Below are 26,805 nucleotides of genomic sequence, written 5' to 3'. Positions count from 1 at the left end.
GATTGGCGGATTTGTTCGTGTTTTACACTCCAAATCCAACCTAATCAACTGTGCGGGGGTGGGAAGACGAACTCTTTTTAGACCACTCGAGTTCTTTCCCACTCCCTAATCAACTGACTTCAAGGCCTCCAGCATATCCACCTTTCTCAGATGGTGATTGACGTACCAACCAAGAGCGGCCAAAATTCCACTAATGGCTAAGATAGGAATGAGATAGACCTCTAGTCCGACAGATGGATTAAAGCGGATACTGTCCGAACCAATCATGGCAAGAAGGAGCTTATGGGGATAAATACCGCCAACCAGTCCAACCAACATACCGATCAGCGAAAGGGCAATGGTTTCACGATAGATGTACATGGTCACCTCTTTATTGTGGAAGCCCAGTACCTTGATGGTGGATAATTCACGAATCCGTTCGGACATATTGATAATTGTAAGGTTGTAAAGAATAACCAAGCCAAGCAAGATGGATAGAATGACTAGAATGGTCATGATGGTCTGAAGCGAGCCCGCAATCGTGGTAAGCATGTCTATAAGAGAAGTATTTTGAACCAAACTTCTGACTGCTGGCATCGCTAGGAGTTGACTTGCAAGAGTCTGAATATGCCCCAACTGACTGTCTTTCAACTGAACCAAATAGGCATTGGCAGTCTTCTGCTTGCTGGTCACTTGTTCGTAGTAGCTATCTGTCATATAGATAAAATGCCCTGCATACATATCAGCCACAGCCTCTACCCTGACTGAAACTTCCTTATCTTCCAAGGTCAGTGATAGCTTATCACCAACAGAGACCCCGTAGATTTGCGCCAATTTTTCTGTGAGAACAATCCCCCTGCCACTCAGCTGGATAGCTTTACCAGAAGAATTTTCAAGACTGACTAGATTTCCCAAGTCCTGACGGTCTGAAATATACAGTCCAATGGAAATATTTTTTCTCTGGCCACTAGTTTCCACTGTTTGACTGAGCTGTTCAAAAGCCACTGGCAAGGATTGGCGAACCTGATTTGACTGAAGAAAATGTGTTAACTTATCCAACTCTTCCTCAGTAGCTCTGCTATTTTCCACCACCAACATATCATAATGGATCAGCTCCCCAAACTGTCGTTGGACAACTCCTGAAATAGAGGAACGGATACCCAGTCCTCCAAAAAGAAGGGCGACGGTCCCTGCTACTCCAAAGATGGTCATAAGCATACGAAGCTTGTAGCGGAAGATATTGCGGGCTGTCACCTTGTGGGTGAAGCTCAGGCGAGACCAGATAGCTGGCCATTTTTCTAGCCAAATGCTGGAGCCTGTAACCGGTGGCTTAGGTAAAAGTAGCTGAGCAGGTTTTTCTGTCAGCTCCCGACGAGCCACCAAGTAAGCTGGCAGGACCGAGGAAGCCAAAGACAGGAGCAAGGCTAAACCTGTCCAAAGGGGATAAAAATGAAGTTTAGCTGGTCCAATCACGGTTGTCTGCGTAATAATGTTAGAAATAAGTGGAGACAGGAGGAGATTGCCTGCTATTATACCGACTATTGTTCCTACCAGACCTGCCGCCAAACCATAGAGAATGAACTTAGCCATAATCTGTCTATTCGTATAGCCAAGGGCCTTGAGGAGACCTGACTGTGTTCGCTCTTCATCGACAAAACGGGCCATGGTGGTAAAAGTCACTAGAGCTGCGACAAGGTAGAGAACAACTGGGAAGACATTGCCCACTGCAGCAATAGACCTAGTCGCATTGCTGTAGGTAGTATAGCCATCCCCACCTGGTAGGCTTGATCGAGTATAGACCTGATAGGGCGCTTTTTCCAGCTTACTTAAGTCGGATTTAGCCTGAGCAATCTCAGTTTGAGCTTGGCTAATTTCTTGATCGGCCGTGGCTTTCTTCTCAGAAAATTGGGATTGAGCTTGACTTAACTCTTTATCAGCCTCCTCCAAACGGAGTTCTTCCTGACGGAGCAGTTGATTTGAAGACTCTAACTGACTCAGTCCCCATTCATAGTCTTCTACTCCTTTATTGTAGGCTGCAATGCCTTGTTCATACTGACTTAAACCTGCTTGATAACGGGCCAAACCTGCCTGATATTCTTGATTCCAAGTTTGGTACTGGGCTAGATTGCTATTGTATTCATTTTGTTGGGTTTGATAGTAATCATAACCTTGTAAATAGGCTTGGTTGGCCTGCTCATAGTCAGCTTCAAGTTGATCTAAGCGAGCTTTTTCTGCGTCCAAGGCTTCCTGTCTAGCCAACAAGTCAGGATAGTCTGAGAGGGTTTGACCTTCTTGCAAGTGATTGGCAATCAGCTGGTTCAAATTTTGTTGGTTTTGGTACCAGTTAGCACGACCAGTTGAAATTTCCGATGCAGTTTGACTCAGTTGGGCATTTTGGGAATCCAGTTGCTGTTTGGCACTTTCCAAGCGTTGAGCAGTTTCAAGTAGTCCCTCGTGACTTACATCCAAAAAAGATTTGTTTTGGTCTAGTTTATCCTTCTGGTTGTCCAACTCTTTTTTACTTTCATCCAATTGAAACTTGGTTTGCAACAATTGAGCAAGGACGGTTCGCAATTCCATTTCCGATTGAACTAGTTTGGCTCTACCACGCGCAAACTCACTGCGACCACTTGCGACTTGTTCCTGACCTTTCGCCAAATCTGCCTCTGCTTGGTCAAGTTGGGATTGAGCCTGAGCAATTTCCTCTTCCCCTTTTGAAATATCTGTCTGTCCATCTGACTGAATAGTTGCTAATCGTTGTTCATCATTGTTAGCCAATAACTTTTCTAAGTCTTCTTGGTGCTGGTCCAACCTGTCTTGATAGGCCTGACTGTAATATAGTAAATCAACCAAATCATCATAGCGAATACGGGCAATAGTGTAAACTTCTGATTTGAAGGTATCCTGACTAACAAGGCCATAGCCACCTAACTGCCCATCACCACTTGCAGCCATGCCCATGGTTTCATTGTCCCAAATTTCTGCTGATGCGACAAAGCCCACAACTTTAAAGGTGGTTTGGGTCAGGATGGTGCCATCCTTGTCAGGCTCGGTTACTTGAAATGTATCGTCCAATTTGTAACGATTTTTTAAAGAAGCTGATAGGGCTATTTGCCCCTTTTGGCTGGGCATTTCCCCTGCTACTAGCTTATAGGTCGATAGGGTCTTGGGTGCTGAAAACAACCGAATTGCAGTCTGTCCTTCATTAGTAACCACATCTTTAAAGTAGCCCGCTTCAAGAGTAGCACCTTCTATCGTTTCTAATTCGTCAAGGTCAGCTTGACTAAGTCCCAGACCTGAAATTACTGCCAAATCCATCGTTCGATGACTGGCTATATAGGCTTGGGCCGTCTTTTCCATATTTGGAGCTGTTACTTTCAGACCTGTCAAAGCTAGAGCTCCTAGCATCATCAGGCTAAATATGGACAAAAAACGCCCCTTGGAAGAAAGCAGAGATTGCCTCATATCCTTCCAGTAGATTTTCTTTTTCATAGTTTCACCCACTAATATTCTAGACTAGCAATATCCTGCGGTTCTGCGTTCAGCTCGACCGAATGCACACGGGCATCCCGCATTCGAATGACCCTGTCTGCAATAGGGGCTAGGGAACTATTGTGGGTAACGATGATCACCGTCGCCCCTTGTGTGCGGGACATATCTTGTAGGATTTGTAAGACCTGCTTACCTGTTTGGTAGTCCAGAGCGCCTGTCGGTTCATCGCAAAGCAAAATTTTAGGCTTTTTGGCAACAGCACGGGCAATGGCCACACGTTGCTGCTCACCACCTGAAAGCTGAGCAGGGAAATTATTGATTCGGTGACCGAGTCCGACCTGTTCCAAGACTTCCTCGGCATCCAAGGAATCCTTGACGATTTCTGCAGCTAATTCCACATTTTCCTTGGCGGTCAGATTGGCAACCAAGTTATAAAATTGAAAGACAAAACCTACATCATCTCTACGATAATTGGTCAGTTCATGACTGGAAAGCTTGGCAATATCCACACCGTCAATCCAAACCTCCCCCTCATCGTTGCTATCCATGCCACCTAAGATATTGAGCAGAGTGGATTTGCCCGCACCAGATGAGCCAAGAATGATGACCAACTCACCCTGCTCAATCTCAAAGGACACGCTGTCATTTGCCACAATGGTCGCATCCCCCATCTGATAATATTTCGAAGAATTCTTTACTTGGATATAGGACATGGTACACCTCGCTTTTCTTAGTAATATTATAACATAAAGAGGCTGGGACAAAAGTCCTGGCCTCCTTAGTTTTTTTCAATAGTTAAACTTGACGCAGTGGTTGAGTGGGCTCTAATTAGCTGATTTTATCAGCTTTTACAGCCCTACTCAACTGTGCGGGGGTGGGCTAACGACTCATCGAACCCTGCGGGTTACCGATTTTTGTCCCACTCCCTTAACATCTATTATACTTGGGCAATGGCAGAGCCGCCATAGAGTTTGAGTTCTTCTCTGATCGTTTGGTAGTAATAGCGATCGAAGGCCTGCCAAGCCTGCCTGCTAGTTTCACTCAATCGCAGGTCGCCCAGTCCAACTAGAAAACTGGTCGAACGATAAAATTTCTCAATCGCAATCAGTTCAGAATTGGTAACAGACTCGGCCTCCGATAATATGCGTGTCGTCTCTGTCAGATTATGTTGCAATCGCTGTTCATCAGCTGTTCCTACTTTATCTGCTTGGAAGGCCCGATTCAAGTCTTGAATGAGAGCCAAAACGTCTTGAATAATCTGTGTCTTTTCCATAAAAGACCCTCCTTGTTTTTGATAAATTTAGTATATCAAATTCAACAAAAATATTCAAGTCCCTTACTTTTTCATAACATTAATTCCCCCAGGATCAAATCCATCAGAAGTTCTCGTAACGGTTCGTTTAAGGGGAATGATTACTATTGCGATTGCGAGAAACAGACAAATCATTGTAACTATCCGTTTCATACATACCTCCTTTTTGATATAACTAATTTTTCAATATATTTCCTTACCCATTGTTACTAAAAAATTCTTCAATGACAAATATAACTTTGTATTTCCTTGTAACTTGTATAAAACTAGTGCCTGCTCATACAGATCTAAAACTTCATCTTCTCTCAATAAGCCTTTGCTGATATTCCCCAACAAACATAGTAAATCTGGCAATAAAAAACTACTGTTGTAGGCATTCAATTGGTTGATCAGCTCTGTCACTTCATCTAAAGCTACGTTCGTCTGTTTTCGTTTTAGAAGAAATCTAGCATAATTGTAACCAATCTTTATATAGGCTTGAAAGTCAGCATTGATTGATAAATCAAGCTTACTCACCTCTGATTTTACATTGCTGACCAACTCCATATATTTGTCATCTTCACCAACTTCACCTAGAAAAATAGTGTAACTGTTCAAAAAATCTAAATAAAAATAGTAATGAGGAGCGATAATAGCATTTAGTCTATCAAACTCTTTTATCGCAAAATCCCTTTCATTGTATAAGTAAAATCGAACCAAGATAAAAATATAATCTAAATAAGCCTTATCTTCCTCATTCAATAAGTGCCTGCTTTCCACCTCTTTCACATACAATTGCTCTACAATTTCATAATTTCTGAGAAGCAATTGTTGGGAGAAAATAGTTCGTATTTTTCCTATACTATGTCTACTTTCTTGAACAAATTCCTCAAAAAAATAATTCATGGTCACACCCAGCCTATTAGACAATAGGAAAAGAATTTCCGATGAGGGAGAAAGGTTGGTATTTTCAATTCTACTAATCAAACTCTGCTCACAAATATCCTTAGCTAAGGCACTCTGAGTCAGTCCAAGTTCTTTTCTTCGTTGCTTAAAACGACTACCACTTATACTATTCATAACATACTCCAAATTTATTTAATAATATTATATACTATTCCGAAATGAATTTATTCATTTTTATATTAAAATTTTCATTTTTATATTGACTACATTTAAAAATATTGATATAATAGTATACAGAGAAGATATTTTCTATAAATAAATGCAGAATATAACATAAAAAAGATTATTTTGCGTTCAGCCTTGCTACTATCTATCATTAGCCCGATACTAACAACAACTACAACTCTATCTGTAAATGCTGAAATCTCTCTAAGAGTGGCAGCAATCCCTCGTTCCTATTATATTGACAGAAAATTATTCGTAGTTAAAAATCTAACTCAAACTAGATACTACGATGAATATCCACACGGTGTAAAGTACGATGGCTATTTACGCTTAACTGATTATCAAAAAACTAGTGACGGTTATTACTTAGCCTACTATTCAGGAACTATCTCTAGATAAAAATTAAAATCTTCCCCTACAATCTCTTCTCTTTTGGAGGTATCTATGTTTCAAATTGAAGGAAAGCTATTTTTCCGTAGCAAGAAAACCTTGTTCGCTATCTTGGTCATGCTGATTGCCATCCTAGCTAGTTCCTTTCTAGCAGGCTACCACAATCGCCAGGCCAAGCTAAAGGTCATCCAACACTATGAACAGTCTGTCCAAAATTTTGAAAATATCATACAAGATTTAGAAACACAGTATCAGACTCAAACTCTCAGTGAAGAGGATTACCAGGCTGAAAAAACATTCTTTACAAACTATATCGCCAACTTCCAAAAGGAGATTGAGGCGGTCAAGAAGGAGGACTGGACCTATTTTTATGAGAAAAATATCCAGCACTATCAGCAGGATGGTCAATACATCAGCCTTTCCTACCAAAGCTATGATTTTACCCCACAAACCATCGAAAATACCTTCTTGATGTCCAAGTATCTGTTAGAAAAGGAGATACCCTCTGCCTTTCCAACTGAGCTTTACCTGACAGCCTTTGAGAATCCCAAAACACCAACAGATAGAGAAATCGTCAAGAGCCTGGGGCAGCAGGCCTTAAAAGGAACCAGTCATGAAATCTGGCAGGGTCAAAAACAGCTAGGCCTGGTCATCACTCTTCCTCTCTTTCTCTTAACTTTCACCAATTTTTTCATCAAAGACCAGCAGGGAACTAGCCGGCAGATTCGCCTTTTACAGACCCTAGGGCTGACTAGAATCCGAATTACAACCAATAAATACCTAGCCTTCCTAACACTCTATACTGCCCTCTTTCTAACCCTCTATCTGAGCCATTTGCTCATCGCTTTTTTACTAAATGGCAATAGTAGCTGGATTTATCCCGTCACCACCTATATTAGTAAGAGAATTGATTCCAGCCTGATCCAAACAGCTATCAAACCTATTTACCAGGTCATCTTGCTAGCCTGTGGCATGCACTATCTCTACCTTCTATTTTTGCTGGGAGTGGCACAGACCTTGGCTAGAGTCTTAAAAAATGGACTGGCTGGACTGGTTGTCACACTAGGCATAGCTATCAGTGCCAACTTCTATCCCCATATCTTAAATCCATTCAGCCTTTGGAATGCAGGCAATCTGGCAGACGGAAGTGCTATCATCTACCATCAATTGACAGGATACAGCATTCCAAAAGTCTTCACAGTCCTGCTCATCAGTAACCTACTCATCTATTGCCTGCAATTCTATCTCCTGACAAGAAAAAGTGAGGTCTAACCATGCGATTATCCATACACAATTTGTGCAAATCCTACGGGAAAAAGAACATACTAGACCAGCTAAACCTAGAACTGGTGGAACCTGGAATTTGGGCCTTGATTGGACCAAATGGAGCTGGAAAGACAACCCTCCTAGACTGCATTGCCAACCTGCAATCCTTTGATTCAGGAGAGATTTCTATAAATGGCAAAAAGCACGTTGATCCAACTATCTATCGAAGCTTGGCCTACCTTCAGGACAACCGGGTCCTCTACCCTGAATTGACTGGGCTAGAGCATTTGCGATTGGTCCAAACTATCCAAGATTTACCAAAAGAGCGGATTGAGGAAGTCATCCAAGAAATCGGTATCCGTGATTATGTGAATATCCCTGTCAAAAATTATTCCCTGGGAATGAAGCAACATCTCCTGCTGGCTATCGGTATAATGAACAAGCCCCAGGTCATGCTCTTGGATGAACCCTTGAACGGCTTGGACCCGACCAGCTACATTCAAACCCGAAAATTGCTCCAGAAACTAGCCAAAAATGGTTCAACCATTATCGTGTCTTCCCACCAATTAAACGAAGTAGACCAACTAACCGACCAACTGCTCTTTCTTAAACAGGGAAAAATCATTGAGTGGAAACTGGAACAGGTTGGGCGACAATATGCCATTCAGACTAGTGACAATCAGACAGTGTATCAGAAACTTGGGCAAGTGAAGGGACTGACTTTGGCCAATGATAGCATTCAGGTAGACACGAGTGTTCACAGTCTGCATTTCTATCTAGACCAGCTCATGGCTTGTCAGGTAGAAATTTTGGATATTAGCGTTCAGGAGCACCAGTCCGAAGAAATCTATAAAGAACTATTTGAATAGGGAGGTCTGACTATGAATCTACTGCTCCTTTTCATTCTACGACTGAAACGCAATGCTATTTTTCTATCCCTGATAACCGCTATCGCCCTTATCCCATTTGCCATGTCCTATCGGAATGTTCTAGAGGCCGAAAACCTGCGATTTGAGGATCGAACCCGTATCATACAAGTCAAAAAAGAAGCTGAAATTGTCTTGTATGCTGACGATAAGGAAGCTCAAGCCTTAGACCAGGAAAGCATGGATTATTATAAAAAACTCTTGGAACTGACGACCACCTACTTAGAAAAGGAACATATCCAAGGAAAAAGTCAGGAGGTCTTGGAAACGGAGTTAGAACTCTACCAGACCATGCAAAACTGGGAGGCAAACGGGCACAATATCAATCATTTTACAAACAGCGAACTGGCAGAACGTATCACAGTCTATAAAAAAGTTTTAGAGCAAAATCTGACCTTTCACTATCCTACTGCTCCCAAGGATGTTTATCTGACCTTGTTACAAGTTCTCCCAGCTAGTAACTATATGATTCCTCTCGTCATCTGCTGTCTCTTAGTCTGGCTCCTGCTGACCGACCTTTCCAAACATCGTGGTCTCCTCTTTATCAACGGACTATCCCCTGGTCAATATGCCTCTAGCCTGACCTTACTTGCTCTTCTCCTCCAAGTTGCTATCTATGCCCTCATGCTTTTAATGCTCCTTCTATTGGCCCAGCAGTTCCAATTTACCTTCCAAGAAAAGTATCCCATTGTGATTGGCACAAATACTCTCTCAACCATATCTGTCAGGGAACAATTACAGAAACTCCTGCTGGAAATGGCTGGTGTGACAGGTTTCTATCTGACCTTTATCCGATTAGCAACTGCTAAAGCCCTACAAAGATATAAGCGAAAATAGGCCACCTCGAAAATGGTGGCTTTTTGAATGCAAAAAACGATGCCTATTCAGACACCGTTATATCTTGATACAAGCCAAGCCACAATCCAACATGGATACCTGTTTATGATGAGTAATCATCCTAATCACCCTTTCTGATGCTAACATCGGCATAGGCATCTATTTTGAGGATACTTGCCTTATTAGCTCCTTCTTCTGGAACTTCTAGTAACTTCGCCCCGCTATTCAACTTGACATCATAACTTCCATCGTAACTTCGAGGCAGAGTAATATCTACAGTACCATTCCATGTATCAACATAAATTTCTTTAAAAGTAGCACCCTTTGCCAATGCAATTTTTGCTTTTAAACTACTCTTCCCACTTGCTACGGTTACTAACTTAAAACCCTTTTTACCCAATGGTATATAAGCATCGTTTTCACTAATATCTGCCTTCTCAAGTGTTGACATTGCTGCTTCAGAAATTTTCCCTGTCAAACTAATCGTCGTCACTTCTTGGTCTGTTTCTACAATTTCAAGTTCAAAAGGTTGCTCACTACCATAGATTTCAATTGTATTAATCTCTTTGCCTGTTACTGTCCAAGACTTAGCAACCTCTATATCTGTTTTGTCACTCTCTAAACTTAGGTAAATCGCAACTCCTAAAAAAGTAATGATTAAAATGAAAAATGGAATTATTTTTTTCATTACAAGTGCCCTCCTTAAACTATTTAAACTCCCTACTAGAAAAAAGTAAGTACGAACTCAGTAAATAGACAACACTAAATATCAATGCAATCAGACTAGACGGAGTAAAAAATTCTGTTTGATTAGTGATTAACTTGACCTGATTAAAAAGAAAGAAATGAGAAAAGACATCATTTGCCAAGAGACTTGTTGTTACATACGAAACTAAATTATCAAACATCAAGACAATCATGGTATAAATAAGGTAGGCTTGATAAATCTTATCTACATACTGAAAAATAAACAGACATAGTAGAGAAAAACAAAGATGAAATGGCAACTGTTTAATGAGCAGGTCAAATGATTCACTCACATCTACTTGTCCATTCAAAAAAATTCTACATACAATTACTGTAAAAAATAGTAAAAGCGTATATGCAAAACACAAGGACAAGGTTTCAAACAATTTATAAAAGTAAACTGAAAAACGAGAGGAGCTTTTTATGATTGCATGGTTAATGGTGCGATTGGTAAATTCTTCTCCCCAGACTAGATTACAAGCACTTGAGAAGAATAGAGGAATAAACCCTGCCACTGAAGATAAAATAATCGTAATACCTCCTTGTCCATCAGTTTCTCTCATCAGATAAGCGAAGAGTACTCCTAAAAGAATCACCAGAGAGACTGGAAAAATTAAACTTCTTTCTTTCCATACCCTATAAAAGTCTGATTTCACTTTATGGAACATGAGGAACCTCCTCTCTTGTAATCAAAGATAGATAATAGGATTCAAAACTCGGTTGAAATTTAATGATTTCCTCAATTTGAATACCTTTTTTCCGTAAGCAATCAATAATCCAGCTGGTTGATTTCCCAATTTCTGAAAGCTCTATTCCTTCATCGGTCACTACCGCCTCAATTCCCTCGAAAAGCAACACATCAAGTGCTTCACACTCCTTATCCACTCTAAGGACCCGTTTGGTTTGGAGTAGGTTTTGCAAGGCATCTTTTTGGATTATTTGCAACACTTTTCCTTTGCTCATGATAATATACTTATCAACTACCAAGTCTAATTCAGACAAGATATGACTTGAAACCAGAATAGTCATACGATACTCATTTTTCAAAAGCAGAAGAATCTCACGAATTTCCTTAATTCCTACAGGGTCCAGACCATTTATTGGCTCATCTAATATAAGTAGTTTGGGCCAATCACAGATAGCCAAGGCTATTGCCAAACGTTGCTTCATTCCAAGAGAAAAATCTTTCACTTTTTTCTTAGAATCTACACCCTCAAGTCCAACCATACGTAATAGATTTTTGACTTTGTCTTTATCCGCTCCGATTCCTAAACCTATCATTTGAACACGAAGATTGTCACCTGCAGATAAATGAGGATACAAAGCAGGTGACTCTACAATACAAGAAACAGCTTGACTCTCTAAACCGCTTATTTCTCCAGAATTACTCGAAATCAATCCTGCAAGAATTCGAATTAAAGTAGTCTTGCCAGCACCATTTTCTCCCACTAGACCACAAATCTCTCCACAGTTAATATCAAAACTAATATTATCTAAAACTTTTTGCTTTCCGTAAGTTTTGGATACTGCTGTAACATTTAATAATGTATTTGCCATAGCAACCTCCTAAAAAGAAAAGTCGATAGAAAAGTGACAAACTATCGACCAGTCAAGTTATTAAATTATTTGGTGAACGGAACCATGTAAACTAATCCCAGCAAAGGAAACCGATTCCATACCAATAGTATAGACAAATTTGACCAGCTATTATTTTTGTTTTTGTTTTTGTTTTTGTTTTTTCTCTCATTTTCAATTTTCTCATGTCAGATTTTTGTAATCCCTTTCATTTATAGTTTATCATAACCCTTTTATCTTGTCAAAAATAATATAAAATATTTATATATTTTACAATTATATACAGATATGCATTCTCCGAGTAATCTAATTAAAAGAATTTTGCAAATTAAAAACGCAGAAATCATGTTAGCAAATTGGCTAATTCCCTGCGTTTAAATATATACACCCCAATATTTTTATCTACGATCAACTCTTGCCAATCTTCAGGTCATTGGGGTTCTTAGATTTTGTCTTCTTCTATATATCGCTCCAAATTCAATTCCATTTGTCGGTTAGCATCCAATTTATATAAAAAATATGCCTGACGAAAATGTTGTTTCGCACTCTCTGTATTTCCAAGTTCTTCATGGACATTACCTAGTAAACAAAATAAATCGGGTAATGAATAATAGCTTCTGTGTGACCTACAAAATTCGATAGCCTTTGTGATGCTAGCTATAGCTTGGATGTAATCCTTCTTTAGCCATAGATAACGTGAAATGTTATATTGAAGCTTAATTTTTAATTCCAATTCTTCAATCGTGATAGGTTGGAAATTATCCGTTTTTTCTATCAGTCTTTCAAATTGTACATCAAATAATTCTTCATCATTAATATCAAAATAAAAATTTAGGAGTGTATTTGATACTTGTAAAAAAAATAAATTAGAACTCTCCAATTTTTCAAGTAAATATTCCATTTTGGATATAGCTTCCTTCTTTTTATCATAAAAATAAAAATCAACTAATCCACCTATCCACTCTATGTATAATTGATTTGCTACCGATAAACGATGTTTATTATTAGACTCCAATTCATAAACATATCGTAGTCCTTGGTAGTCTCTATGGACTAAGAAATTTCGGACAACAGTTTTAAATTCTACTAACTCCTCCTCCTGCTCAGAAACAGTGTCTTCAAAAAAGTAATTCATCGAAACATTTAGTTTTTTTGATAATTCAAAAAGCAATTCAGAGCCTGGAGTATAAGCGCCACTCTCAATTCTACTAATTTGACCTTGTTTACATACACCTTCTGCCAATTCTTTCTGAGATAATTTCATCTCTTTTCTTTTTTGTTTTAACCTAGAACCTAGTTGTATACTCATTGTTGTTACCTCACTCGTATTATACAACTATTCTAGCACTTATGAATTTTAAAGACAACAAAAATATCCATTTGCATATTATTTATGAAATCTGTATCAGAATATGTATGTTGCCTCTTCGTTTCATACTAAATCATGAACATCCCCTCTTATCACAACGTATCATCACAATAAATTTCTAGCAGGATAAAGCGTTGAAAAACGATGCCCATTCAGACATCGTTATATTCTTTTATTTGACAGCCTCCAAAGCCGCCTCATAGTCTGGATGTTCGTTGACATTATCCAAATATTCTACGTAGGTGATTTGGTTGTCTGCATTGAGGACAAAGACCGCACGTGCCAGCAAATTCCACTCCCGCATGAGCACACCGTAGGATTTACCAAAGGCATGATCGTAGTAATCAGACAGGGTGATGGCATCTTCCAAACCTGCAGCGCCGCACCATCGTTTTTGGGCAAAGGGGAGGTCAGCTGAAATGGTGATGACAACCGTATTGTCACGGTCAGCCAGTTCCTGATTAAAGCGACGGGTCTGGGTATCGCAAATCCCTGTGTCAATAGAAGGCACAACACTGATGACCTTGGTCTGCTTGCCAAAGTCTTTCAGACTTTTCAAACTCAAGTCATTGGCCATAAGGACAAAGTCAGGAGCCGTATCTCCCACTCGTAACTGCGGACCTACCAAGGTCACTGGTTTTCCAATAAAGGTTGTCATAAACATCTCCCTTGCACTTAATAAAACTATTGTAAGCGTTTATAAATTGAATTTCCAGTATTTTGTTTCTTTTTTGTTCCTATTCATTCAATCTCTCCTCCAATAACCAATCAAACAAGTGATCATTCGTCACGTAGGATGCACCGTTTTGACAATGCCATGAGGAAACGCTATCGAGATGAAACACAACCAGTTGCTTGTTTTTACTCGGTAATTGATTAAAAAAATCTAGCCCCATATGATAATCATAGTAATTGTCACCTTCCGACAAAAAGATGAGGCCATCTGTTGTAAAAGTCACTTCTGTAAATTCACTCGCCTTTCTAAGCAAGTCATTCAAGTTATCCGCGCCGAAGACCCATTTAGCATGTTCAATTTGCCAGTTTAGGAAAAATTGCCTTGAAATGTATTTCTCTATTCCCTTTTCCAACAAGACTGGAACCCCCTTCTCTACATAAGGATGTAAAAACTTCGGAATTGAAATCTTAAACGATTCAACCAGACTTGGAAAATAGTTAAACAGAACGACCTTATCAAATAGTTTCGGCCTAGCAGACACAGCACGTGCCATCAATAATCCACCTAAGGAAAGTCCAAGACCAACAGTCGGCGAGATGACTTGCCCTCTTTGACCATAAGCATCCACCACCGCTTGACAAACACTCCCCCAGTCTGCTGTGAAGGGACAATTTTCATAGCGAATAAGATGGGACTGACCAGGCCCTTCAAAAAGAATAACTTGATAGCCTTGTTCTAGGGCAGGAACAACGGAGGTAAAATATAATTCCTCCAGTAGGGCATCGAAACCTCCGCAGACAAAGAAGGTTCCTTTAGGGCTACCATTTTGAGGTTTAAACAGTAGCGTCCGCAGGTTTTTGCCTTGATATTGGACAGGGTATTGTTCGTAGGGAATAGACAACAAATCCAAGCCTTGATAAAAATAGGCAACGGATTTTTCATAAGCTTCCAGTTTCCGCTTGTCAGTCGGATGTAAGAAAAATTCTGCTGCTTGAAAATAGCGACTAGCTCTTAGATAGGCCTTCCCTTTGGAAATAACAGATTGATTCTTATTTATTTCCTCTATTAAATTATTTCCAAATTCGGACCATTCTCTGTACCAAGATTCTGCATCTCTAGCCTTGATTTTCTCACAGATTCGCGCAATCTCTGCATAATCTGCCCCTCCATAAGGTGCGTACCAAAGGACCCTTGTCGCTTCAAACTCAAACGGAAAATAGGAAAAGAAATGGTGTTTCATTGACTAACTCCTTTATTTATAAATTGAAAATTACAAAATAATTTCTGTAAAATACAAAATTAGTATATAATAGTCCTAAACAGAAAAAAAGAAGTTACTTTGAGGTACCTATGACAGAAAAGCATCCCTTACGAGAACTGGCTCAACCACTTCTTGGCAAATGGGCAGTCGCCATTATCCTTTCTTTAGCAGAAGGAGAAAAACATTTTGCCCTTTTGGAGAGAGAAATTGGACAGGTATCCCGAAAAGTTCTCGATCAAAATCTCAAGGCGCTCATCGAGATAAACTTGGTTGAAAAAATCGGACAATCCTCCCAGGGATACAAGGTCTTCTACCGCTTAACCCCTCTAGGTAAAGAATTTCTCCCCCTGCTCCTTCAGATTAAGCAGTGGATAAGAGACCATGAAGAGGAACTGAAGCCTAAAAAATAAAAAGATTTAAGATGGAAGTATCATTTGGACAGATACTTCTCTCTTAAATCTTTTTTCTACAGTTTCACCCTTTTCAATCGCAGTGCGTTCAAAACGACTGACACTGAGCTGAGGGCCATGGCTGCACCTGCAAACATAGGATTGAGCAGAGGTCCACCAAATACATGTAACAGACCCATGGCGATTGGAATGCCGATCACATTGTAAGCAAAGGCCCAGAAGAGATTTTGTTTGATGGTCCGCATGGTTACCTGGCTGAGTTTGACAGCCTTGACCACATCCAAAATATCACTATGCATGAGAACAATATCGGCAGACTCAATGGCAATATCAGTCCCTGAACCAATGGCTAGGCCCACATGGGCTTGAGCTAGAGCTGGGGCATCGTTGATGCCATCCCCCACCATAGCGACTGTCTTGCCTTGTTCTTGTAAGAACTTGACTTGGTTGGCCTTGTCGTCTGGCATGACCTGACTGACCACCTGCTCAATGCCGACTTCCTTGGCAATGGCTTTGGCAGTTTTTTCATTATCTCCTGTCAGCATGACAACTTCTAGTCCCATGGTTTGCAGAGCCTGAACAGCCTGACGGCTGGTCTCTTTTACTTTATCAGCAATGGCAATGACTGCTAGTACTTCTTGCTGGCTGGCTAGGAAAACAGGCGTCTTGGCTTGATGGGCAAATGTTTCCGCAACTGCACGTCCTTTGGAAACATCAATTCCCTGTTCCCGCATCAACCGTTCATTTCCCAGATAGATGGTCTGCTCTGCTATTGTCACCGAAAGACCACGACCAGAAAGTGCCTGAAAATCGGTGGCGGGCAAGAGAACAATCTTTTCTGTCCGAGCTGCTTGCAGGAGAGCCTGAGCCAAGGGATGCTCGGAAAATTGCTCGCTACTTGCTGCCAGCTGGAGGACCTGCTCACGATTTTTAGTAGACAAAAGGTGGATGTCTGTCACTTGTGGCTTGCCCTCAGTAATGGTCCCAGTCTTGTCGAAGACAATGGTGTTCACACCTTGTAGGGTTTCAATAGCTTGACCTGACTTGAACAAAAGACCGTTTTCTGCACCTTTTCCAGTTCCAACCATGATAGCCGTAGGGGTTGCTAATCCCAGAGCACAAGGGCAGGCGATGACCAAGACGGCGATGATAATACTTAGTGAAAAAATCCATGATTCTTGACCCAAGAAGTACCAGGCCAGACCCGACAAGAGAGCCAAGCCCATGACAACTGGAACAAAGACGGCAGAAACTTGATCAGCCAATTTGGCAATGGGAGCCTTAGACCCTTGAGCCTCTTCTACCAAGCGAATAATCTGAGCTAGAGTCGTATCACGACCAACCTTGATAGCCTGCATGGTAATGGCGCCTTGCTGGTTTAGGGTACCACCAAAAACATTATCGCCTAGAGCTTTCTTCACTGGTAGGCTCTCACCCGTCAGCATAGACTCATCCACACGTGTTTGACCTTCGAGAACCTGACCATCAACAGGAATCTGTTGCCCAGGACGAACAATGACCTGGTCACCGACCACCACTTCTTCAATCGGCACTTGTATTTCCTGACCATTTCGCAAGACCTGAGCCGTCTTAGGAGCCAGATCCATCAATTTCTTAATGGCCTCAGAAGTCTGACCTTTGGCTCTAGCTTCAAAATATTTTCCTAGGGTAATCAAGGTCAAGATAACGGCGGCTGATTCAAAATACAGTTCTGGATGGTGACCGTGCATGGCCACTTCTTTCCCCATCAGAAGAAACGCAATCATCAAAAGACCTTGAACCAAGGCTGCCCCTGTCCCAACAGCAATCAAGGAATCCATATTTGGATGGCCTTGCAAGAGAGTTTTAAAGCCTTTTTGGAAAAAACTGCGTCCGATATAGAGGATAGGGATGAGCAAGATGACTTGACTGACCGCATAGACTAGCGGTTGGTGGAGCAAAGCTGGTAATGGAAAACCACCCCAAGGCAACATAGGCCCCATAGCAATATAGAGCAATGGAAGAGTAAATGCTGCTGACCAGACAAATCGATGCCACAGCTTTTCTTCCTTGCTCGGTCCCTCGTCCGCAGCCTCTTCTACTTCTTCTGGTCGAATCAGCTGATAACCTGCTTGCTCAACTGCTCTTTCAAGACTAGCTGGATTTTGCCTATCACGGCTATAACGGATAGTCGCCTTTTCTGTTGCTAGATTGACAGAGACTTCTTCTACACCCTCTAGTTTGCCCAGAGCTTTTTCAACTGTCATAGCACAGGAAGCGCAGGTCATGCCTGCAATATCATAAGACTCGGTTACCAAATTATCGACTAGCTGGTACCCCGCCTTTTCAACTGCCTGACGAATATCCTCTAGTCCCAAAAGCTTTTCATCATAGCTAACACTCAATTTTTCAGTCGCTAGGTTGACACTAGCTTCTTCCATTCCTGCTAATTTGCCAACCGCTTTCTCAACCGTCATAGCACAGGAAGCGCAGGTCATACCTTGAATGGGATAGCTTGCTTGTTTCATAGGTTACTCCTTTTCTGACTACATCTGTAAACAAATTATACAATATACGACTACATTTGTAAACAAAATTGTTTCAAAAAAGTAGATTGAATTCAATCCAACCTACTTTTACATATTCATTTATTCTTTACTGGATTTTTTCCGATGAAGAAAAATTGCTGTTAAAATTCCTGCAACACCTAGCGCCACCAACAAGAGGCTGACTTGCTCACCTGTACTAGGAAGACTTGATTTACCTTTTTTATTGGTAGGTGTTACTTTATTATCAGAAGACACTACTGTTCCGCTTGAGGAGGAAGTATCCGTAGCTCCTCCTGTATCAGAAGCACTTGTAGACTGACTTGTACTGCTTGAAGTACTGGTTGAGGTTTCGGTACCACTTGATGATGGCTCAGTGCTGGTCGATGGTTCGGTACTACTTGATGAGTCGGTGCTGCTGGATGACGGAGTTGTTGCTGCTTCAATTTTTGCCATCATTTCAGCTTCAACAGCTTTTAGTTGGGCAAAAATCTCTGCTGAACGAGCCAAGGTTTCCTCGGTTACAGTTGGAGCCAGAGCTACGGCTGCATCTTCTGAAAGTCCAGCATATTGAGCATCAAGAGCTGCCTGTGCAGCAATCCATTCACTTTCAAGAGCAATCCATTTTTCTTGAATCGATGTGCCAAATAACTCTGGGTGTGAGATGGCCATCTTATCAATATTTTGTACCGTCCAGTACCATGAATTCGTGTCATAAGAAGCTGAGCGATTTTTAAAGGCTTCATAAGTATCAGTCACAATACCATAAAATGGAACATACGGTGTATTCCTTGTCTGAGCCAAGCCCAACCACACTGTGCCACCGAAGGCTGATGGTAAGCTACTATTGATCTGATAAACATGGGCATCGATGACGTTTTCATTACCAAGAGCGTATTTATAAGTCGCATCTGCCGCTTGGTCATTCGCACCATTATCCCCTTGTTTTACCTTGCCTGCTTCATCGTCTGGACGAAATTCTGGAAGATGTTCAAAACGGTTACGTTGTAAGGCAAAAGTATCTTGTAAACTAAAGCGACGACTTGGATCTGTTGGCTGACGTAGCAAATCATACACAGCATCTTCATAGGTTACAGGCGATGCTGGATCCATCAATTTAATACCTGCATACACACGGGAACGGTCTGCTTCAGCATAAGTTGCAGGACCGTATGATTTAGCGATATGGAACTGTCCATCGACTGTCACATAATTATCCGCTTGCTTGGCTACTTCTTCAACCTTTGCAGAAGCAATCACATTTTCTGTATCGGTAAAATCAACATGACCTAGATAATAAGTATTTGCAAAAATTGCATACTTGTCTTCAGGGAACTTGATGGCTACATATTGATGACCTGACAAAATTTCCATGTACCAAACTTCATTTTTGTCGGCAATAATAACAATATTCCCTTCTGCTGAGCCTTTTTCATCGATTGTCTTTGCAATCAGCTCAACACCTTCACGCGCACTAGTGACCCTAGGAAGAACATAATCAATCAAAATTGGTTCTCCCAGCCCTCCAGCTTCAACTAGAGGATCAACTGCCAAGACTTTAGCATTTGGAATAGCTGTTACAGTAGCAGTCATAGATACGCCTTTTTCATTAAAACCATGCGCCCCATAATTACCATTTGAACCATCGCCACATGCCGCGTCAGGCGTAGAGGTGTACTTGAACTCATTTGCCAAGTGTGGTGCTGTAAAACCAAAAGTCTCATCCACCAACATATCTCCCTCAGCATAGCTTGCTGCTGGAACCACAATATAATTTTTATTGTGCGCTCCATTATCTGGTGGATAGGGATAATCTTCCGTCCTACCATAAAGGATAGAACCATCCGTTGTCAACCCTTTCCCAATGATAAAGCCTGAGCAGGCCTGAACAAGTTGAGCAGGGAATAGGCAAACCAACATTAGAAATGTGGCTATACGAACAAAAGTCTTTTTCATAGACTTCTCCTTTCATATAATAAAATACCCATTTGCACATATATTGTATCGCAAAAGCACCTGCCTTGCAAGTGCTTCTAGATATATTTTACACATTTTTTCTAGCCAACATGGTCGCAAACCGCATCTTAAGGAAATTGCCATTTTCATCCCGCTTATGGAGTTGACCAAAATCTTCATTGTATTTGACCAGTTCCCAGTCACGATAGTATTCCTTCAACTCACCTGCTCCAAAGGTAAAGGAGAAATTCATAGGACAAGGGGCATCTTCCGTATCCATGGCTGCTACAATCAAGTTGTAACCACCCGGCCGTGTCTGCTCCTGCATATTTTGGATAATGGCAGGTACACGGTCACGCTCCAAAAACATGAAGACCACAGTTGAGATTATCCAGTCGTAGTCCTGCTCCAGACTGGCCGAGTTGATGTCATAGGTCCCAGCCTGCAAGTCCAAGTCCTCTGCTTCCTTGACCTGCAAGAGTGTCCGAATACTTGGCACATCCTTATCAACTGCCGTCACCTCAAATCCCTGCTGAGCCAAGTAGAGACTGTTCCTGCCATGACCACAGCCCAAGTCCAAGACCTTACAAGGCTCGATGATTTTCAAGGCCTCCAAGACTTCCGAATGTGTCCGAGTATAGTCGTACTTTTTAGCAAAATAATCCTCTGGCTGACAGAAAAATTCCAAGAAAAACTCCGTATCCTCTGTCAACAAGGTTACTCGATGCCAAGCCTGCGGCTCTACAAAGGGAACATCATCTGTCGGCCCATAGACAAATTCTCCCAAAATCTCATTGTCATCTGAAATCGGCTCAAATTTGAGCTGGCCCTTCAAGACTTTGATTTTGGCCCAAGTTCCCACCTTGGTATTGTGCTTGGTCAAAAAATGCTGCGGAACCGTCTCCTGATTCCAAATAGGCATGCGTTTGTAAGGAACTAAAACCGTCATTATCTCTCCTTTTCTTTCCGATACACTTAGTCTATCACAAAGGAAATATGAATTCAAACCCATTTTTTTCTTGACTTGGAGTGAACTCCAAGGTATATAATATTCATATCAATTAGAAAGGATATTTACTGACAAGTAAATGTGTGATGAATATGAAAGCAGCTATTTATGAAAAAGCCGGTAAGATGACCGTTGCAGAAATCGAAAAACCTAGCCTTCAAGCCAAAGATGATGTCATTATCAAGGTCGTTCGTGCCTGTGTCTGTGGGTCGGACCTTTGGGGCTACGGAGAAGACATTCACCATGACCACGGTGACACAAACTCTGGTCATGAAGCCATCGGTATCGTTGAAGAGGTAGGCGAAGACATTACAACACTTGTTCCTGGTGACTTCGTTATCGTTCCATTTACACATGGTTGCGGACACTGTGATGCCTGTCGTGCTGGCTTTGACGGTACTTGTGACAACCATCCAGGCTACACCAACTGGGGCAACAACTACCAGTCTCAATACATTCGTTTCCACTACGGCAACTGGGCCTTGGTCAAAATTCCTGGTCAGCCAAGCGACTACTCAGAAGGCATGATCAAATCTCTCTTAACTCTGGCAGATGTTATGCCAACAGGCTACCATGCTGCGCGTGTTGCAGATGTCAAACCTGGTGATAAGGTGGTTGTCATCGGTGATGGTGCAGTGGGGCAATGTGCCGTCATTGCTGCAAAAATGCGCGGAGCTTCTCAGATTATCATGATGAGCCGCCATGCAGACCGCCAGCAAATGGCTTTGGAATCAGGGGCTACTGCCATCGTAGCAGAACGAGGTGAGGAAGGTATTGCCAAAGTCCGTGAAATTCTAGGTGGTGGAGCTGATGCCGCCCTTGAATGTGTCGGAACAGAAGCCTCAATTGACCAAGCCCTCGGCGTGCTTCACAATGGTGGTCGAATCGGCTTTGTCGGTGTGCCACACTACAACAACCATGCCCTTGGCTCAACCTTTGCTCAAAATATCATTATCGGTGGTGGCTCTGCTTCTGTCACAACCTATGATAAGGAAATTTTGCTCGATGCAGTTCTCAAAGGCGACATCAACCCAGGTCGAGTTTTCACCCAAACTTACAGCCTAGACAATATCGACCAAGCCTACAAAGACATGGCCAACCGTAAAACGATTAAAGCAATGATTATGGTGGATTAAGGTCAGATAATGTATAAGAACAAACACAAATATTTTTGATACATATCATAAAAAGCATAAAATCAATATTTTTAGCAATATGATTTTATGCCCTTTTTATTTCCAAATCTCTTTATTACCTTTTGAATTATAAATTCAAAATAAAGTACAAAAAAATCCTTATAAAAACCTTATCACCTAAAAATTTATGCTATAATAGAAATAAAAAAATAAGATACGAAAGTACGATATGCAATTAATAAAAAAAGTTAGTCATTTCTTAAAGTCAATTATTCCACTAATTGTCTGTGGAATTTTTGGAATCTTTATATTAAGTTGGATTACAGGAAAAACTCCTCCAAATATTATAAATAATCCAGAGGTTTTAGCAGTTTGTATTGTAGCAATACCAACTATGTACCTTTGGAATGTAGATATAAAAAATAAAAACATCAGTGAAGATGCTACAAAAGTAGAAACATTTATCAACATTAAAAATTATATTGAACCAAAATACGAAAAATTAGTGAAAGAACTAAAAACACAATTAAATAGTGAATCTGTAGCCAATACTAAAAACAAAAATCAGAATAATTTAAACGACCAAACTTATTACATAGATGAAATATTAAACGGGATCTATAATTTTACACTTTATTTACTACAAGTTGCTAAGACTTTTTCTGACGAAAAGAAATATTACGACTTTGATTTAGGTTTTATTTTTAAAACGCTTGATAAATTCTACAGCAATAACAAGAACACGACAGATATTACTAGAAATCATTTGATTTCTAAAATAAAAGAGAACAGACTGAAGACAAAGTCCTTAGAATTGATTTTCTAAGGGCTTTTCTTCGTATTTAGGAGTATAATATAAGAAAAAGGACTTGTGAGGTTCTCCTATGTTACACAAAGAAAAACCTGACTATAACCGCAATCAGTACGGTTTCTATACCCTTGACCAGCTTGTGCCTGAGGATAATTTCCTGCGCCAAGTGGAAGCTGTGATTGACTTCGACTTCATTTATGACCTAGTAGAAGATACCTATTCGCCTGATAATGGTCGTCCTAGTCTTGACCCTGTCATGTTAGTTAAAATTCCTCTGATTCAGTGCTTTTATGGTATTCGTTCCATGCGTCAGACCATCAAGGATATTGAAGTGAATACTGCCTATCGCTGGTTTCTTGGTTTAACCCTAGATGACAAGGTGCCTCACTTCATGACATACGGCAAAAATTATTCGCGTCGCTTTCAAGAGAAAGGGTTGATTGAGTCCATTTTCACGCATATTCTTGGGCTATGTATCAATGCAGGCCTGATTGACCCGACGGAGATTTTCATAGACGGAACTCATATTAAAGCTGCGGCCAATAATCGTAAGTTTATCAACCAAGAGGTGGAAAAGCAGGCTAAATTCATGAGTGAACAGCTGGAAATCGAAATTAATCAAGATCGGGTAAAGCACGGAAAAAAGCCACTAAAGCCCGTCGAAAAAAGAGAGGTTAAAAACCAGAAACTATCCACTACCGACCCTGAGAGTGGCTGGTTCCACAAAGGAGACCATAAGGAGGTATTTGCTTATTCAGCCCAAGTTGCCTGTGATAAGTATGGATGGGCACTTGCTTATAGTGTTGAGGCTGGCAATATCCATGACAGCCAGGCTTTTCCTGCACTTTTTGCCAAGCTTGAACCCTTGAAACCCAAGTCTATCATTGCGGATTCGGGCTATAAAACTCCCAGTATTGCCAAGTTTCTAATTGATAAGGAAATCACTCCTGTCCTTCCCTACACCCGTCCCCGTGGGAAGAAGGGACAACTTCGTCCTAAAGATTTGGTCTATGACGAACACTTCGATTGTGTCCTGTGTCCTGAACATCAGGCCTTGACCTATCGCACGACTACCCGAGAAGGCTACCGAGAATACAAAAGTGACCCAGCAATTTGTGCCAACTGTCCCCTATTATCAGTATGTACGACCAGTAAGAACCATCAAAAAGTTGTCACGCGGCATATTTGGAAGGAGTATTTGGAACAGTGCGAGGATATTCGTCATCAAAGAGGGATGAAGGAGCTCTACCAACATCGGAAAGAGACGATTGAACGGCTATTTGGCACAGCCAAGGAATACCATAATCTGCGCTACACGAGGGAAAAAGGCAAGTCCAAAATGGAGGATAAGATTGGACTGACTTTGGCGTGCTTAAATCTCAAAAAACTAGTTAAAAGGATGGCAAGAAGGCCTTTTTATTTTGTCCAGATGGGGTGGTTTCAGCATTAAAACAGCCATTTTTCTCTAAAAACAGTAAAAAAGACAAACACCAAAACGATGTTTGTCTGCAATCTGTATTCTACTTTACTTTTTTCAAACCTACCCTATAGAAGAAATGGAAGAACTTAGCCTACGTTTAAATTTCTTAACTGAAGTAGAAACATTTAGAAATATATCTTTCCATAAAATACCAAACTTAAATAATGTAAGACTGAATGGTAACCCAACTTTTACATTCATAGAATGTTCTATTGATGTTGATAATTTTGGAGTATTTAATCAAAATGAGATTACAGTAACATGTGAAAATTGTGAATTCTATAGTGGTTCTTTACTTACAAAAGAAATTAGACTAACTGAAAAAGAGTTTAAAGAAAGATATAATATAGATATTAAAAACTAAGAGGTATGCAAATGACGAAAATCTTTTATGACAGAAGACCTAAAGAAAGTATAGAGCTAGTCGAATCCAAAGATGTTACATATATTCAAATTGAAGTTACAAATTCCAATTTTAAAAATTCAAAAGGCTAAATTCCCAAAGTAAGTTCTAGTCTGTCTTAAAAACTGGAAATTAGACTGAGACAAAGAAATAAGGTAGAACTTACTATGGGACAAGTTGGTAACTGACAATGAAAAACAAACACTTAACCCTCTCTGATCGCAATGATATTCAAATAGGAATTGAACAACTTAAGCCCTTCTCAGCTATCGCTGTTAAGCTAGGAAAAGATCCGTCCACAATCTCAAAAGAAGTTCGGAGAAATCGAGTGGTTAAAGAAAATTCTGTGACATCCAATTGTGATTCTTGCCCTTTACTCAAAAAGGCTCCCTACGTTTGTAATGCCTGTCCGAAAAAGAGAAGCAACTGCGGATACCAGAAACAGTTCTACTACGCAAAAAGAGCTCAGCTTGATTATGAAGCTAAGCTCTCAGACTCGAGAACAGGGGTTGCACTAAACAAGGAAGAATTCTATCGCATGGATGAGATTGTCTCTTCAGCCATCCAAAAGGGCCAACACCTCAACCACATCATCGCCTCAAACGAACTTTCGGCATCCAGAGCTTCTATCTACCGATACCTTGAAAAAGGCTATCTTTCCACAAAGCCCATTGATTTCCCCCGTGTCGTGAAATTCAGAAAGCGAAGAACCAGAAACCTACAACCCATTCCTAAAACTGCCAAAGAAGGACGGTCTTACGAGGACTTCCAACGCTTTCTCACAGAGAAAGGAAACAGCTATTGGCTGGAAATGGACACCGTTACTGGACGGATCGGCGGAAAGGTACTTCTCACCTTTAACCTCTCCTTCTGTAACTTTATCTTCGCTCGATTGCTTGATAATAAAACAGCTAATGAGGTCGCTAAACATCTCTACGCTATCAAGAATGACCTGCATCAGAAAGAGATGGACTTCTGCGAACTATTCCCTGTCATTCTGACCGATAATGGCGGTGAATTCGCTAGAGTGGACGACATCGAAATGGATGTTCGTGGAGAATCTAAGCTATTCTTCTGTGACCCCAATCGTTCTGACCAGAAAGGGAGAATTGAGAAGAATCACACACTTATCAGAGATATTCTTCCTAAAGGAAGTTCGTTTGATAACTTGACACAGGAGGACATCAACCTGGTTTGTTCGCATGTTAACAGCGTCAAACGAGCTTCTTTCAACGGAAAATCCGCCTATGAACTCTTTACATTTACCTACGGTGATGAATTGGCAACACTTTTGGGAATCTCTAAAATTGACCCTGAGAACGTCATCCAATCACCTCGATTACTAGATAAGTAATTGCTAGTTTTTATTAAAAAATAATTTCAAAATAGAAAGGAACTTGTCCCATCCAAAATTCCAGATAGCTAGAACTTACTTTGAGACGTCTCAGAGCCAGTAACTTTAGTGTACTCTTTTTTTCAACATTTTCAACCCTAAAACTCACTACTATCAACATTTTTAGTCAAAAACAGAACTTAGTCTGAGACTAAATTCTGTTGATGTTATGCAGTTTTCTCAGAGTAACTTCTGGAAGGACGGGAACTAGAACTTACTTTGAGAATTTACCAAAAATTCAAAAGTAAATAAAGATATAATAGAAAAAGAAATAAAAGAACGATTAAGTGAGTATAAAAATAAGCAAAATCTTACTGTTAGATACAGCGGAAATTATGACAAATCGAGTAAAAGTTGGAGAAGTTGGCATTCCGTAGATTTCAAATTAAATGAAGATTGCAAAAATCTAAATTCTATAGATTTAAATGATATAAAATTGACAAATCTAAGCTATGCATTTATAACTAAAGTATCTCAAAATTTTCAAACTCTCGTTTTTTCTACTGAAGAATTTGCAAAATTATTGCAGAAAAAGATTGAAAAAGAATCATATACAATCTATCAAAATTCTCAACAAAAATACTTTGTAAAGTTCAATTTTTATTTTAGTGGCATTTTACAACCTAAAAAAAATGAAGCTTCTTCAGATAAAATAAGTATTACAAGTAATGTAACAATCAAACCCAATAAAAATATCCATCCTGCATAACGATTAATTAATAAAATCAGAAGTAAAGTACAG

The 26,805-nt window shown here is 40.4% G+C and carries 23 protein-coding genes; 10 read left to right on the top strand and 13 right to left on the bottom strand.

All coding sequences use genetic code 11. The annotated features are described in order from the left end of the window. Window positions 1–105: 105 nt before the first annotated feature. From K6969_RS03545 to K6969_RS03530, 4 genes are all read right to left on the bottom strand, one after another. Complete coding sequence (locus tag K6969_RS03545; protein WP_216661456.1) at window positions 106–3,471, bottom strand: FtsX-like permease family protein; 3,366 nt, start codon at window positions 3,469–3,471, stop codon at window positions 106–108. An 11-nt stretch (window positions 3,472–3,482) separates the two neighbouring features. Beyond that, on the bottom strand, window positions 3,483–4,184 hold the full coding sequence (locus tag K6969_RS03540) for an ABC transporter ATP-binding protein (RefSeq protein WP_105151619.1): 702 nt from the start codon (window positions 4,182–4,184) through the stop codon (window positions 3,483–3,485). Between the two features lie 224 nt (window positions 4,185–4,408). Then, window positions 4,409–4,744: a hypothetical protein gene (locus tag K6969_RS03535; protein ID WP_029178158.1), complete on the bottom strand. Its 336-nt coding sequence runs from the start codon at window positions 4,742–4,744 to the stop codon at window positions 4,409–4,411. 222 nt (window positions 4,745–4,966) lie between these two features. After that, window positions 4,967–5,842 carry a helix-turn-helix domain-containing protein gene (locus K6969_RS03530; protein ID WP_171942846.1) on the bottom strand — a complete coding sequence of 292 codons (876 nt, stop codon included), beginning with the start codon at window positions 5,840–5,842 and terminating at the stop codon, window positions 4,967–4,969. A 495-nt stretch (window positions 5,843–6,337) separates the two neighbouring features. On the opposite strand from K6969_RS03530, the gene K6969_RS03525 reads away from it, so the two are divergent. The 3 genes from K6969_RS03525 to K6969_RS03515 are packed head-to-tail and all read left to right on the top strand — an operon-like array spanning window position 6,338 to window position 9,312. Then, complete coding sequence (locus K6969_RS03525) at window positions 6,338–7,555, top strand: hypothetical protein (protein WP_171942848.1); 1,218 nt, start codon at window positions 6,338–6,340, stop codon at window positions 7,553–7,555. A 2-nt stretch (window positions 7,556–7,557) separates the two neighbouring features. Further along, entirely contained in the window at window positions 7,558–8,418 is an 861-nt protein-coding gene (locus K6969_RS03520) for an ABC transporter ATP-binding protein (protein ID WP_171942849.1), read from the top strand. A gap of 12 nt (window positions 8,419–8,430) precedes the next feature. Next, complete coding sequence (locus K6969_RS03515) at window positions 8,431–9,312, top strand: hypothetical protein (protein ID WP_171942850.1); 882 nt, start codon at window positions 8,431–8,433, stop codon at window positions 9,310–9,312. A gap of 121 nt (window positions 9,313–9,433) precedes the next feature. On the opposite strand, the gene K6969_RS03510 is transcribed toward K6969_RS03515, so the two are convergent. From K6969_RS03510 to K6969_RS03485, 6 genes are all read right to left on the bottom strand, one after another. Further along, complete coding sequence (locus tag K6969_RS03510; RefSeq protein WP_171942851.1) at window positions 9,434–10,000, bottom strand: hypothetical protein; 567 nt, start codon at window positions 9,998–10,000, stop codon at window positions 9,434–9,436. A gap of 19 nt (window positions 10,001–10,019) precedes the next feature. Next, window positions 10,020–10,727, bottom strand: a complete 708-nt coding sequence (locus K6969_RS03505; protein WP_171942852.1) for a hypothetical protein — start codon at window positions 10,725–10,727, stop codon at window positions 10,020–10,022. Then, window positions 10,717–11,616 carry an ATP-binding cassette domain-containing protein gene (locus K6969_RS03500; RefSeq protein WP_171942853.1) on the bottom strand — a complete coding sequence of 300 codons (900 nt, stop codon included), beginning with the start codon at window positions 11,614–11,616 and terminating at the stop codon, window positions 10,717–10,719. The genes K6969_RS03505 and K6969_RS03500 overlap by 11 nt, the downstream gene beginning before the upstream one ends. Before the next feature lie 460 nt (window positions 11,617–12,076). After that, window positions 12,077–12,943 carry a helix-turn-helix domain-containing protein gene (locus tag K6969_RS03495; RefSeq protein ID WP_044759407.1) on the bottom strand — a complete coding sequence of 289 codons (867 nt, stop codon included), beginning with the start codon at window positions 12,941–12,943 and terminating at the stop codon, window positions 12,077–12,079. 232 nt (window positions 12,944–13,175) lie between these two features. Next, window positions 13,176–13,661 (bottom strand): thiol peroxidase, encoded by a 486-nt coding sequence (gene tpx, locus K6969_RS03490; RefSeq protein WP_024389963.1) that lies wholly within the window; start codon window positions 13,659–13,661, stop codon window positions 13,176–13,178. 79 nt (window positions 13,662–13,740) lie between these two features. Beyond that, a complete protein-coding gene (locus K6969_RS03485; RefSeq protein WP_171942854.1) occupies window positions 13,741–14,919 on the bottom strand; it encodes a dipeptidyl aminopeptidase in 1,179 nt (392 codons plus the stop codon). Between the two features lie 110 nt (window positions 14,920–15,029). Between K6969_RS03485 and K6969_RS03480 the strand changes: the two genes are divergently transcribed. Continuing rightward, entirely contained in the window at window positions 15,030–15,350 is a 321-nt protein-coding gene (locus tag K6969_RS03480; RefSeq protein WP_024398975.1) for a winged helix-turn-helix transcriptional regulator, read from the top strand. Between the two features lie 56 nt (window positions 15,351–15,406). On the opposite strand, the gene K6969_RS03475 is transcribed toward K6969_RS03480, so the two are convergent. The 3 genes from K6969_RS03475 to tehB form a co-directional block, all read right to left on the bottom strand. After that, on the bottom strand, window positions 15,407–17,857 hold the full coding sequence (locus tag K6969_RS03475; protein WP_029173929.1) for a heavy metal translocating P-type ATPase: 2,451 nt from the start codon (window positions 17,855–17,857) through the stop codon (window positions 15,407–15,409). 120 nt (window positions 17,858–17,977) lie between these two features. Continuing rightward, complete coding sequence (locus K6969_RS03470; protein ID WP_029173928.1) at window positions 17,978–19,831, bottom strand: C69 family dipeptidase; 1,854 nt, start codon at window positions 19,829–19,831, stop codon at window positions 17,978–17,980. A gap of 88 nt (window positions 19,832–19,919) precedes the next feature. Further along, window positions 19,920–20,780 carry an SAM-dependent methyltransferase TehB gene (tehB, locus tag K6969_RS03465; protein ID WP_029173927.1) on the bottom strand — a complete coding sequence of 287 codons (861 nt, stop codon included), beginning with the start codon at window positions 20,778–20,780 and terminating at the stop codon, window positions 19,920–19,922. A gap of 152 nt (window positions 20,781–20,932) precedes the next feature. On the opposite strand from tehB, the gene K6969_RS03460 reads away from it, so the two are divergent. From K6969_RS03460 to K6969_RS03435, 6 genes are all read left to right on the top strand, one after another. Continuing rightward, window positions 20,933–21,976, top strand: coding sequence for a zinc-binding dehydrogenase (locus K6969_RS03460; RefSeq protein WP_029173926.1), 1,044 nt, complete (start codon window positions 20,933–20,935; stop codon window positions 21,974–21,976). A gap of 229 nt (window positions 21,977–22,205) precedes the next feature. Then, window positions 22,206–22,802, top strand: a complete 597-nt coding sequence (locus K6969_RS03455; protein WP_029173925.1) for a hypothetical protein — start codon at window positions 22,206–22,208, stop codon at window positions 22,800–22,802. Window positions 22,803–22,860: 58 nt separating this feature from the next. Beyond that, the gene (locus K6969_RS03450) at window positions 22,861–24,237 is read left to right on the top strand and encodes an IS1182 family transposase (protein WP_414820584.1); all 1,377 of its coding nucleotides are present in this window, start codon (window positions 22,861–22,863) and stop codon (window positions 24,235–24,237) included. Window positions 24,238–24,343: 106 nt separating this feature from the next. Further along, a complete protein-coding gene (locus K6969_RS03445) occupies window positions 24,344–24,631 on the top strand; it encodes a hypothetical protein (RefSeq protein WP_153603315.1) in 288 nt (95 codons plus the stop codon). A gap of 229 nt (window positions 24,632–24,860) precedes the next feature. Further along, on the top strand, window positions 24,861–26,024 hold the full coding sequence (locus tag K6969_RS03440; RefSeq protein WP_321537467.1) for an IS30 family transposase: 1,164 nt from the start codon (window positions 24,861–24,863) through the stop codon (window positions 26,022–26,024). 475 nt (window positions 26,025–26,499) lie between these two features. Next, window positions 26,500–26,772: a hypothetical protein gene (locus tag K6969_RS03435; protein ID WP_029174206.1), complete on the top strand. Its 273-nt coding sequence runs from the start codon at window positions 26,500–26,502 to the stop codon at window positions 26,770–26,772. Window positions 26,773–26,805: the final 33 nt, after the last annotated feature.

It is taken from the genome of Streptococcus suis, assembly GCF_019856455.1.
Classification (GTDB): domain Bacteria; phylum Bacillota; class Bacilli; order Lactobacillales; family Streptococcaceae; genus Streptococcus; species Streptococcus suis_AE.
Note: the sequence above shows the minus strand (reverse complement) of the source record. Positions and strands in the feature narration are given on the sequence as shown.